Origin of the sequence: Selenomonas sp. FOBRC9 (assembly GCF_000287655.1) — a bacterium.
GTDB lineage: Bacteria > Bacillota > Negativicutes > Selenomonadales > Selenomonadaceae > Centipeda > Centipeda artemidis.
In genome coordinates this window covers 1-11,500 of the sequence record NZ_ALJR01000015.1, presented here as the reverse complement: position 1 = coordinate 11,500, position 11,500 = coordinate 1, and the positions used below count along the sequence as shown (strand labels likewise).

9 protein-coding genes and 1 riboswitch are annotated in these 11,500 nt (G+C 56.3%); of the genes, 5 read left to right on the top strand and 4 right to left on the bottom strand.

Annotation, left to right across the window (positions count from 1 at the left end):
• Positions 1–1,742 (bottom strand): fructose-specific PTS transporter subunit EIIC (locus tag HMPREF1147_RS03865; RefSeq protein ID WP_009657770.1); only part of this gene is annotated, 1,742 nt, incomplete at its 3' end.
• 31 nt (positions 1,743–1,773) lie between these two features.
• The gene (gene pfkB, locus HMPREF1147_RS03860; protein WP_009657769.1) at positions 1,774–2,685 is read right to left on the bottom strand and encodes a 1-phosphofructokinase; all 912 of its coding nucleotides are present in this window, start codon (positions 2,683–2,685) and stop codon (positions 1,774–1,776) included.
• Positions 2,686–2,860: 175 nt separating this feature from the next.
• Here pfkB and HMPREF1147_RS03855 point away from each other — a divergent pair, with 175 nt between their 5' ends.
• From HMPREF1147_RS03855 to HMPREF1147_RS03845, 3 genes are all read left to right on the top strand, one after another.
• Entirely contained in the window at positions 2,861–3,742 is an 882-nt protein-coding gene (locus tag HMPREF1147_RS03855) for a YitT family protein (protein WP_009657773.1), read from the top strand.
• 871 nt (positions 3,743–4,613) lie between these two features.
• Positions 4,614–5,249 (top strand): hypothetical protein, encoded by a 636-nt coding sequence (locus HMPREF1147_RS03850; RefSeq protein ID WP_009657765.1) that lies wholly within the window; start codon positions 4,614–4,616, stop codon positions 5,247–5,249.
• Between the two features lie 189 nt (positions 5,250–5,438).
• Positions 5,439–6,110: a hypothetical protein gene (locus tag HMPREF1147_RS03845; protein ID WP_009657766.1), complete on the top strand. Its 672-nt coding sequence runs from the start codon at positions 5,439–5,441 to the stop codon at positions 6,108–6,110.
• Between the two features lie 127 nt (positions 6,111–6,237).
• On the opposite strand, the gene HMPREF1147_RS03840 is transcribed toward HMPREF1147_RS03845, so the two are convergent.
• Together HMPREF1147_RS03840 and HMPREF1147_RS12360 are read right to left on the bottom strand one after the other, a co-directional pair.
• Positions 6,238–6,678, bottom strand: coding sequence for a DNA starvation/stationary phase protection protein (locus HMPREF1147_RS03840; protein WP_009438237.1), 441 nt, complete (start codon positions 6,676–6,678; stop codon positions 6,238–6,240).
• A gap of 143 nt (positions 6,679–6,821) precedes the next feature.
• A complete protein-coding gene (locus HMPREF1147_RS12360) occupies positions 6,822–6,953 on the bottom strand; it encodes a hypothetical protein (protein ID WP_009657764.1) in 132 nt (43 codons plus the stop codon).
• 219 nt (positions 6,954–7,172) lie between these two features.
• Between HMPREF1147_RS12360 and HMPREF1147_RS03835 the strand changes: the two genes are divergently transcribed.
• The gene (locus HMPREF1147_RS03835; protein WP_009657772.1) at positions 7,173–8,462 is read left to right on the top strand and encodes an O-acetylhomoserine aminocarboxypropyltransferase/cysteine synthase family protein; all 1,290 of its coding nucleotides are present in this window, start codon (positions 7,173–7,175) and stop codon (positions 8,460–8,462) included.
• A gap of 186 nt (positions 8,463–8,648) precedes the next feature.
• Positions 8,649–8,826: riboswitch (cobalamin riboswitch) on the top strand.
• A gap of 199 nt (positions 8,827–9,025) precedes the next feature.
• Positions 9,026–11,500 (top strand): autotransporter outer membrane beta-barrel domain-containing protein (locus HMPREF1147_RS03830; protein WP_009657768.1); only part of this gene is annotated, 2,475 nt, incomplete at its 3' end.

Here is an 11,500-nt window from a genome sequence, read left to right as displayed (position 1 = left end):
CCCGCCAGTGCCGAACCGACGACCATGGAGGGAATGACGCGCACGGGATCGGCGGCGGCAAACGGGATCGCGCCCTCCGTGATGAACGAGAGTCCCATGACATAGTTCGTGAGACCCGCCTTTCGTTGGCTTTCGGTAAAGCGGTTTTTGAAGAACGTCGTGCAGAGTGCGATCGCAAGCGGGGGCACCATGCCGCCCGCCATGACCGCCGCCATGACGTGGAATTCGCCCGAGGCGAGGAGCCCCGTGCCGGTGACGTACGCCGCCTTGTTGATGGGGCCGCCCATATCGATCGCCATCATGCCGCCGACCACAGCGCCCATCAAGACGCGCGCCGAGGGATCCATGCCGCCGAGGGTCGCAATCAGCCACTGATTGATCGCCGAGACGGGCGGGGCGATGATGAAAAGCGAGATGAACCCCATGATGAGGATGCCGAAGAAGGGATAGAGCAAAATGGGCTTGATGCCGTCGAGCGAGGCGGGTAGCGATGCAAAGACTTTCTTGAGGAAGTTGACCGTGTAGCCGCTGACAAAACCAGCCAGCAGCGCCCCGAGGAAGCCCGTGCCCGTCGATCCTGCGAGCGCGCCGCCGACGAATCCGACGGCAAGTCCCGGTCGGTCGGCGATCGACATGCCGATGAAGCCTGCGAGGACGGGGAGCATAAAGCCGAACGATGCGCCGCCGACGTCCTTAAAGAACTTTGCAAGCGGCGTGTTCGAGCCGAAATTCGCAGGATTGGCGCTGTTGTAATCGTCGAAGAGGAAGGCGAGCGCGATGAGAATACCGCCGCCGACGACGAAGGGGAGCATGTGCGAGACGCCGTTCATAAGGTGTTTGTAGATCTGGCGCGCGAGGCTCTCATCCTCCGCATTGTCTGCGCCCTCGGTCTCGTCTGCGCCTGAGGCGTGATAGACGGGTGCGTTCCCGGAGAGCGCACGGTCGATGAGCTCGTCCGCCTTGTTGATGCCGTCCGCGACCTTCGTGATGACGACGCGCCGCCCGTTGAAACGGGACATGGCGACCTGCTTGTCCGCCGCGACGATGATGCCGTCCGCGGCCGCGATCTCTTCGTCTGTGAGGACGTTCTTCACGCCCGCCGAGCCGTTCGTCTCAACCTTGACGGTGAGACCGCGCTTTTTCGCGTGCTGTTCGATGCTCTCCGCCGCCATGAAGGTATGTGCGATGCCCGTCGGGCAGGCGGTGACGGCGAGGATCTGGATGTGGTCGGCCTTGGGCGCGGCGTCCGTCGGCTCCGCGGCGGCGGAGGGCGCGACGAAGCGGTCGTTTTCCTTATCGTCGACGAGTTTGCGGAACTCTTCGACCGTCTTTGCGGCGATGAGCGCTTCCTTGAAGTCGGGATCCATGATCATCGTCGCGAGCTTCGAGAGGATCGCGAGATGTTCGTCGTTCGCCGCATCGGGCGCTGCGATCATGAAGAAAAGGCGGCTCGGGTTGCCGTCCATCGCGGCAAAGTCCATGCCGTCCGGAACGGTCATCGCGGCAAGTCCCGCCGCACGCACGCCCGCACTCTTGGCGTGGGGTGTCGCGATGCCGTCGCCGAGCCCCGTCGTGCCGCTCTCCTCGCGTATGAGCACGTCTTTGACGTATTGGTCTTTATCGCTGAGATTGCCGCCCTTTTCCATGTAGTCCGCGAGCAGGCGGATCGCCGCCTCCTTTGAGGCGGGCGGCGTGATGCCGAGGGCGATGCTCTCGGGTTTGAGCAGATCGTTAATAGTCAAAATGAAACCTCCTTTGAGGTGTATTTTTTAATTATACGGAAATTTTTTTCAGCAGCGCCAACGCCTCATCTCGCGTCGCGAGGTTTTCCGAGAACGCCGACGCGGAGCCTGTCGCAACGCCCATGTAGAACGCACGCGCATAGTCGCCGTCCGACTCCATGAAGCCCGCGAGGAAGCCTGCGACCATCGAGTCGCCCGCGCCGACGGAGTTGACGAGCGTCCCTTTCGGCGCGGCGGAGCGGTAGAACACGCCCTCGCGCGTGAGGAGGATTGCGCCGTCGCCCGCCATCGAGATGAGCACGTTCTCCGCGCCCTCTTCTTGGAGCTTTTTTGCGTGCGCGACGATCTCGTCGTCCGTTTTGAGAACGACGCCGAACATCTCGCCGAGTTCGTGATTGTTCGGTTTAATGAGGAAGGGACGGTACTTCAGCACGCGGCGCAGGAGGTTCTTCGTCGCGTCCACGACGATGCGGATGCCGCGCCCCGATAGATGCTCCATGATGCGCTCGTACATATCGTCCGGCAGCGTGTTCGGGATCGAGCCGGCGAGGACGAGCGTATCGCCGTGCTTGAGCCGGTCGAGCCGGTCAAATAATGCACGCTGTGCATCCGCTGTAATGACAGGACCCTGCCCGTTGATTTCACTTTCCTCCTCCGCCTTGATCTTCACATTGATGCGGGAAAAGCCCTCATCCAGCGGAACGAAATCCTCCGCAACACCGAACGAGGAGAGCATCTGCCGCATCGCCGTCCCTGTGAATCCGGCGGTAAAGCCGAGCGCCGTACTCTCGTGCCCGAGATTTTTCAGCACGATGGAGACGTTGATCCCCTTGCCTCCCGGCAGGATCTGCTCGTAGTTCACGCGGTTGATTTCCCCCGGCGCGAATCGTTCCAGCCGTACGATGTAGTCGATCGACGGGTTGAACGTGACGGTGTAGATCATATATTATCCCCTCCCATACGATGGTTTCGTGATAAATTTAACATTCCCCTTATACAGCTATGATATATCGGGGCAGGAGCAAAGTCAAGAAAACCATTTTCATCTTCGCGGTCTTGCCTGAAGTTTTTCTTTCCTCTATAATATAAGCGGGAAAATAAATTATCCGGGAGGATTTATGACTGCACAAAATACGCACGCCGGCAAGCCGAAGCACGGCACGCTCTTTTATGTGAAAAAAATGCTGATGCTCATCATCGGCGCGCTCATTACCGCGGCGGGGCTCGAGCTGTTCCTCATTCCGAACAACGTCATCGACGGCGGCGTCGTGGGACTTTCGATCATGTCGCACACCATCACGGGCATGACGCTCGGCACGTTCCTCGTCATCTACAATATCCCGTTCATCTACATGGGGTACAAGCAAATCGGCAAGAGTTTTGCGCTCTCGACGATCTTTGCCATCGTCATGCTCTCCGTGTGGACGGGCGTTCTGCACGCCGTGCCGCCGGTGACGAGCGATCCGTTTCTCGCCGCGATCTTCGGCGGCGTCGTGACGGGGCTCGGGGTCGGCATCGTCATGCGTACGGGCGGCTCGTTCGACGGCACGGAGATCGTCGCCATCATCCTCGATGCGCGGACGCAGTTCTCCGTCGGCGAGGTCGTCATGTTCATCAACCTCTTTATCCTGAGTTCTGCAGGGCTGCTGTATGGCTGGGATAAAGCTATGTACTCGCTCTTTGCATACTTCGTCATTGCAAAGATGATTGACGTCGTGCTCAAGGGGCTCGACGAGTCCTACGCCGTCATGATCGTCACGAACGAGCACGAGGAGATGACCGCCGCCCTCAACGAACGCCTCGGGCGCGGCGTCACCCTCCTCCACGGTGCGGGCGGCTATACGGGCGAGGCGAAGGAAGTCCTCTACTGCGTCGTCACGCGTCTGGAGCTCGATAAACTCAAGGAAATCGTGCTGGATAAGGACGAGAAGGCGTTTGTCACGATCAATGCCGTTCACGACATCGTAGGGGGGCGGTTCAAGAAGAAAGCCATCCACTAGGCGTGACGTGCGATCTTGGCGCATAACTGTGTCACTGCGAAAAATACGGCGGTCGACGTAGGCTTTGTCTACGCCTTCCCTTGTATTTTTCTCGTTCCTTGTTCTGCATCCAAGCTTGCACGTCACTTACTTTACGATAAATAAGGCGGGATTTTCGCGCCTAGCGTCGTCATTTTCGTCGAATGCTTTGCTTGACGTAGGTTTTATCTACGCCGGCGCTCGCATTCTCCTTATTCCTAGCTGTGCATCAAAGCTTGCGCCTCACTTACGTTGCGGTTGGACGCGGGATTTTCGCGCCTAACTTTGTCATATCGTCGAGCACTTCGGTTGATGCAGCTTTTTACTACGCCTGCCCTCGTGCTCTCCTCATTCCTCGTTATGCATCGAAACTTCCGCGTCACTTACGTTTCGATTTGGAGTACGATCTCGGCGCATAGCGTCGTCATTACATCGTGGGAAAACTCACAACTTATGAGTGCCCCTACAAAGGCGGCTTGGATCGCAGCTGCTTCTTACGACGCAGCCGACGCCCTCCCGCATACGCCGGTCTCTATCGCAAGGTGAGGGGGGGGTATTCGCCGTCGCGGAGCTTTTACCCCATAGGGACGGCGTGCTCCGTTCATTTCTTTTAGATGCAATGTCACCGCGCCGCGGTACTGCCCGGCGCATGATCGACCGCCGGGCGGTGCGGCGCAGTACCTTGGTATTTCGTCTAAAGCGCGTACGCCGTTTGCGCAGCGACAAGAATATGCCCACGAACCGGAGAAAACATATCCGCCTCGTTTGCGACGCCGCAAGAAAGATAGCCTGAGCTGCGACCTTGCCGATACGTCATGCCGCCATAAACTTACAGCATGAAAGGAGCCCTCCCATGAACTGCCGTCTCTATCGCATCATTATCCTATGCGTGCTCCTCTCTCTCCTTTTGACCGCCCCGGTTGCCGCGGCGTCCGTGCCGCAGGTCGCGCGGCTCTCTCTCGTCACGGAAAATGCATGGGATCTCGATCAAGATACGATCGATATGCTCGACGACATGGTCGCCGATGCCCTGCATATGCCGTTTGGCGGGCTCATGGGATGGGTGCAGGACGTGGACGAGCACGATTTGTTCGCCGCCTACAATGCCGCTGTGGAGATGAAACGCACGACGAGGGATACCCCTGATTATCCCGCGATCGTTCGTATGGTCGCGGACGTCACGGATGCCGATCTCGCCGTGCTCCCTATCCTCACATATTACGACGAAGAAATCTATCACGGGTGGGATTTCTCCGCGGATGATTACCTCGTCAGCCGCGCAAGCGTGCGACTCCTCGTTTATGACCGCCAAAAAGATGAGCTCGTCGATCGCCGCATCACGCGTACGTTCCGCGACGAATATGCCGTGCGCGGCAGGGCGCATGAGCTCGCCCGCGACGCCATGCGCGCCGTACTTGTGGAGGTTCGGCTCAAGGAGCGCGTCAGGGATCTGCGCGAAGCTGCACGTAGCGGCAGGTACCCGTATTAAATCAATCGGCGATTCCTTATAAAACAGTGGGCGGGAATCCATTTTCCATATCCTATATTTGGGGATTTTGAGGGCTGTAATGTCCGGGATTAAGTCGATAAAAATAAATTCGAATAAATAAATATAAAAAGGAATAAAATATAATAAATAAATCAATAAATATATGATGGACGTTTAGGAGGGGCTGTTATGCGGCACATTCATTTCCTCACGATCTTCTTTGCCGTTCTTATGAGTACATCCGCTGTGCTTGCCGCACCGCTGATCGCAGTCGATCGCGGGGATGGAGTGCTTGTCGAAAAAGAAAGCGGAAAAATCATTGGAAAAATCAACCCGGGCCATCCTACAGGACAGATTATACGCGTCGATGCGGGGAACTATGCGGTCGGCTTTGTCTCATCGCTCCTCTTTGAGCCTGTAGAAAAGAAAGATGTCCCCGTCCCCGCATACAACCGTGACGCAATGGAACGTGTGACGACCTTCCTCACCACGGGGCGTAAAGATCCCTTGCGTCTCTTTATTTCCTGCACAGAGATGAAGGAAGAGTTCTACAATCGTGTTATGCGCGGTGCGGAAACGGAGTACATTGACACGCGGCTGGAGAAGGCTTCGCGGGATGCCGGCAAAACGATGCCCCGGCGTGTCGATTTTCCCACAGTCGGCGACGGGAGCCGGCTTTACACGGTCACGGATATGATGAATGGGATAAAGATGCATACGGATATTCTCTATATCGTCAAGGCTCCCGTGATATGGGCGGTGGAATTTGACTATCCGGAGGATGTGCCGGGACTCGGAGCGCGTGTGCGGGAAGCATTGGAAGACGTCCAGGCCTGGACAACCGGGGAGCCCGGGAAGTAATAATATCGGACGGATAAGGTATTTATATCAGCGTAACCGGAAGTCCCTTGCATACAAAAAGAGACCTGCAGCACATACGTGCAGCAGGTCTCTTTTCTATGCAATTTTACCCATGAACTATATTGATTTACGCAAGCATCGAGCGGAGGAACCAGATCTGCTTTGCGTAGTTCGCGATGTGATCCTCCATGAGGTTCGCGACGCCGAACACATCGTCCTTGTCCGCGAGGGCACGCACTGCGGCAGCCTGGTCACGGAGCGTCTCGAGGTCGGCAAGCGTGATCTCGAGCGCCTTCTTCTGATCGACTTTTCCATCCGGCAGCTCGCTGATACTTGCACGCTCGAGGTAGCCCTTGAGGCTTGCGACCGGCTGCTCGCCGCACATCTTCAGGATCTCGGCGGCCTCGTCGAGGACGTCTGCGAACGAATCGTAGAGCGACTCGAGGTATTCGTGCACCGCCTTGAACTGCGAGCCGACCACGTTCCAGTGGAGGTTGTGCAGCTTGATGTAGCCGACGCCGATGTTGGCGATATAAGCATTGACGGATTTCGTAAGTTCCTTGTTCATAATAAAATCTCCTTTTCCCAATAATAGAATATATGCAGATACATTCATATCTGTTTTCTATCTCGTTACATGTGTCATTATACCCGTCTATCTACTATTTGTCAATAGTAATTATTAAATAGAGAATGATTTTTACTTCGCCGCTATGCGAGGTACGCCCCAAGTCTCTGATGAATGGATGCTGCGGCGGGGGAACACTGCCGGATGGGGTAAATCGTCGGTTTACTGTGCTGTATCTTGCTCGAAATCCGCACTGCAAAGATTCCTTTTGCCATAATTTACGGTTTGCTTCCCATGCGCCTTGCGTGCCGCCCGGGCGTCCGCTGCAGCGATTTTTAAGCCCTGCTTTTTTCGCAAGGTGGATGTCGAGCGGCGATATAAGCCCCGCGCAATACACTGTTTTTCATGTTGACAACGTAATATCACAGGAGTATAATATAACATATCTATTAAGTATGAAATAGGGTCTCTACAAAGGAAAGGGGAACCCCCTCATGAGTGACAAGAAGTACCGTTTCGAAACCCTCCAGGTCCGCGTCGGACAGGAGCAGCCCGATCCAGCGACGGACGCGCGCGCCGTCCCCATCTATCAGACGACCTCCTATGTGTTCCGCAATGCGCAGCACGCGGCGGATCGGTTTGCCCTGCGCGACCCCGGCAACATCTACGGGCGCCTCATGAACCCCACGCAGGATATCTTTGAGAAACGCATCGCGGCGCTTGAGGGCGGTGCGGCGGCGCTCGCCTTTGCCTCGGGGGCGGCGGCGGTCACGGCGACGATCCAGGGGCTCGCTCACGCGGGAGACCATATCGTCTCCCAGCAGACCATCTACGGCGGCTCGTTCAACCTCCTGAAGCACACGGTCAAGGAGTGGGGCATCGACGTCACCTTTGTCGATCCGAAAGGCGGCGCGGCGGCGTATGAGGCGGCGATCCGTCCGAATACGAAATGCGTCTACATCGAGACCGTCGGCAATCCGAACGCCGATCTCGTCGACATCGAGGCGATCGCCGAGATCGCGCACAAAAACGGCATCCCCGTCGTCATCGACAACACGTTCGCGACGCCGTACCTCCTGCGCCCCATCGAGCACGGCGCGGATATCGTTGTGCATTCGGCGACAAAGTTCATCGGCGGACACGGCGCGGCGCTCGGCGGCGTCATCGTCGACAGCGGTAAGTTCGACTGGAAGGCATCGGGGCGGTTCCCTCATATCACCGAGCCGAACGCGAGCTATCACGGTCTCAGCTTTGCCGATGCCCTCGGCGCGGTCGCCTTCATCGTCTACATCCGCGCGCTGCTCCTGCGCGACACGGGCGCAACCATCTCGCCGACCCACGCGTTCCACTTCATCCACGGGCTCGAGACGCTCTCCCTGCGCGTGGAGCGGCACACGCAGAACGCGCTGAAACTCGTCGACTTCCTCAGCAAACACCCGAAGGTCACGAAGGTCAACCACCCTGCGCTGCCCTCGCATCCGGATCATGCCCTCTACGAGCGGTACTTCCCGCACGGCGGCATCTCCATCTTTACCTTTGACATCAAGGGGGGACAAGAGGAGGCGTACCGCTTCATCGATAAACTCGAGCTGTTCTCCATCCTCGCGAACGTCGCGGATGTGAAGTCGCTCGTCATCCACCCCGCGACCACGACGCACTCGCAGATGAGCGCGGAGGAGCTCGCGGCATCCGGCATCAACGCCGGCACCGTGCGGCTCTCCGTCGGCATCGAGCACATCGACGACCTCCTCGCCGACGTCAGCGCGGCGCTCGACGCTGTGTGAGGCATTCGGTTCGCCACTGAATTATGTGAAGTAAATATTTAATCCCCCTGCATTTAATGTAGGGGGAATTTTTATACTTATGATAAATTGAGGTTGTGAATGATATTCATGATTTTTTCAATAAAATATTGTCCCATATATTGATTCTATTGTAAAATGATGATATAATGTCGCCTGAAATTCACAAAACTACACAGACGAACAGGTTCCGTAAGGATTCATAGGGAAGTCGGTGCAAATCCGACACGGTCCCGCCGCTGTATCAAGGAGCGCAGCTGCATATGGTCACTGGGCAATCCCCCGGGAAGACGCAGCCGCGCGATGATTTGGAGTCAGAAGACCTGCCTGTTCAGAAGTCACCGTTACCACCTGCGAGCGACAGGGAGGAGATTCATATACGGCTGTATTGCCGTTCCATTCATATGCTTCTGCCTCTTTTGGCAGAGGCTTTTTTTGTACCGCTCGCCGGGGATACGTTCGGAGAGGAGGAAAACGCGGAATATTAACAAGAACACATGTGCATTTTTTCACATAGTATTGATTGTTCGGGAGGAAGAAAAAACGTGAAATTTGAAAAAAGAGATCGGAGACTTGCGGTACTGGTACTTATGGCGCTGATGGGGGTTAGTGCGTGCGGAACGGCGTCGGCGGAGGAGCAGACAGGAACTACGTTCACTAAGGGACAAATTGACGGGAAACCCGCATATAAATTTTCAAGTGATTTTGCAAAATTCAACGTCTGGGATGGCGCAACAAAGAGCTACACATTTACAAAAGACAGCACGATAAATACGAAATCCATCACAGGAAATAGCGCAGATGTCAATGTCAATGCACCCGGCGTGACGCTTACGCTCAATTCAAAGGAGAACCTTGGCATTCAGAGTTATAAGGGGCGCGGCTATAAGGCGGATCCCAATTACTATAACGGACTTCATGACGTCACGATTACGGCGAAGAAAGTCATTGTCAATGTTGACCGTACCTCACATACAAATGCGGACGATTCCTACGGGATCATCTCCGGCTCTTCCGACGCGAAAACTGTGCGCGTGAACGGCGATGTGGACGTTAATATCTCGAGCAATTTTTTGAAAGCGCCGGACGGCTCCGGCGACCGTGATCCCGCTGTGACCTGCGGCATCGGCACACTGAACCATGGTCATGTTTACATTGACGGAAATGCGAAAATTCGCGTCAAGGTGCCGACACAGCAGAGTCTCGGCAGCCATGGCGAGAACTTCCTCTCCCACTACTATGTCAGCGGTATTTCCGCGATGCTCAATTATGATGGAGATACACAGGGCGGCAATATCACGGTGACGGGTGACGTTGACGTCGAATCCGACGGCAGTGGCGTCCGTGCGGGAACGCGTTCCACGGTAACGATTGGCGGCGGCGGCAGAATCAAAATCAATAAGGAGCATAATCTTCCCCATTTTGCGATCAATGCCGAGGAAGCAACTGTCAATATGAATGTAAAGCTCGACAAGGACGGCAACGTCGTCGGCGCAGGCAGCCGCAAGACGGAGATCTACGGCAACATTGGGCTCATTGACAGAGAGGGAACGGCTACTACATTCGGCAATACGCCGACGCGGATCAATGTGGGACTGACGACCGCCGACTCCATATTTACGGGCATTGTGCTGGATAATTACAAAGAGCAAGGGAAAAACGAGCCGGACAAGAAGGCAATTCGTGAAGCGACGGGGCTTAACCTGTATCTGCAAAACGGTGCGAAATGGGTGAACGAAGAGTGGGGCGCGATGATTCCCACGCGTGCGGGGTTCAGCGGCAGTAAGCTGCGCTCGCTCCATGGCGGTGTGGATGCCGACCATGCGGGCAGGATCTTCCAAAAGGATGCACGCTCCATCACGATCAACCACTATGATGGATTTACCAATGTCTGCTATGACCGCACGGCGCCGGATGCCACGACGCTTGTCGGCGGGGATTTTGTCGTTAAAAATGCCGCCGCAGGCAGCGGTGTCACCCTGCGCACCTCCGGCAACGGGCTCGACACATCGAAATATAAAGAAGCGCTCGAATCGCTCGCACATAAATTCTACTACGAAGGATATAAGAGCGGCGAGAAGAACATCACGGGCAAGGCGGAGATTGCCGAAGGCGCGATTACGCCATGGGCGCGGCGCATGTTGTCCTATGACGACGCAACGGGACAGGCGATGCTCGGCGCAGCGGTTCCGGATGAAAACCGCATCACTTACGGACCAAAAGAAACACTCATCATGAGCAGCGCAAAATCCGCGATGGCAGCGTCTGCAATGGCATTCCGTGCGGAAGCCAACGACCTCATGAAGCGCATGGGTGATCTGCGCCTATCGCCGGAGCAGACGGGGACATGGGTACGTTTTTACCGCGGCAAGACTAGCAGCGATAAGGACAATACGAACTTCCATATGAACTATCATACGGTACAGGTCGGTCATGACCGGCAGGTATCTCCGCAGTGGCGCGTCGGTCTTGCGGCAAGCTATATGAAGGGCAGCGCAGGATTTGCAAACGGCAGCGGTAAGAGCAAAGAGGGAAACCTCGGCATCTACGGCACATGGACGGGAAAAAGCGGCGACTATGTTGATCTCATCGCAAAGGTCGGCAGACTCGGCACGGAATACAGCGTTTATAATACGAGCGGAGACATCGTGCGCGGCGACTGCCATACATGGGCGGAAACGCTCTCTGCGGAGTATGGAAAACGCATCAAGTACAAGGGCGGCGGCTTTATCGAGCCGCAGGCCGAGCTGATCTACACCCATCTGAACGGTGTCGACTATAAGGCAAACCTCAACGGCGCGGCGAACGCCCTCAGTATCCGGCAGGGCGCGATGAACAGTCTCATCGGCCGCATCGGCATCGGCGTCGGGCAGGAGACGGCACGCAGTACGGTGTTCGCAAAGCTCTCGCTCTATCATGAGTTCTCTGGGGACATGAAGACAACGTTCTCGGACAGCGTCAACACCAACCGCGCATCGCAGGAGTTCAAGGATACCTGGGTCGGCGCACAGATCGGCGGG

Excerpts from the sequence above, each read along its gene's own strand:
- pfkB (WP_009657769.1), bottom strand. The coding sequence starts at position 2,685 with ATGATCTACACCGTCACGTTCAACCCGTCGATCGACTACATCGTACGG.
- HMPREF1147_RS03855 (WP_009657773.1), top strand. The coding sequence starts at position 2,861 with ATGACTGCACAAAATACGCACGCCGGCAAGCCGAAGCACGGCACGCTC.
- HMPREF1147_RS03850 (WP_009657765.1), top strand. The coding sequence starts at position 4,614 with ATGAACTGCCGTCTCTATCGCATCATTATCCTATGCGTGCTCCTCTCT.
- HMPREF1147_RS12360 (WP_009657764.1), bottom strand. The coding sequence starts at position 6,953 with ATGGCAAAAGGAATCTTTGCAGTGCGGATTTCGAGCAAGATACAGCAC.
- HMPREF1147_RS03845 (WP_009657766.1), top strand. The coding sequence starts at position 5,439 with ATGCGGCACATTCATTTCCTCACGATCTTCTTTGCCGTTCTTATGAGT.
- HMPREF1147_RS03840 (WP_009438237.1), bottom strand. The coding sequence starts at position 6,678 with ATGAACAAGGAACTTACGAAATCCGTCAATGCTTATATCGCCAACATC.
- HMPREF1147_RS03835 (WP_009657772.1), top strand. The coding sequence starts at position 7,173 with ATGAGTGACAAGAAGTACCGTTTCGAAACCCTCCAGGTCCGCGTCGGA.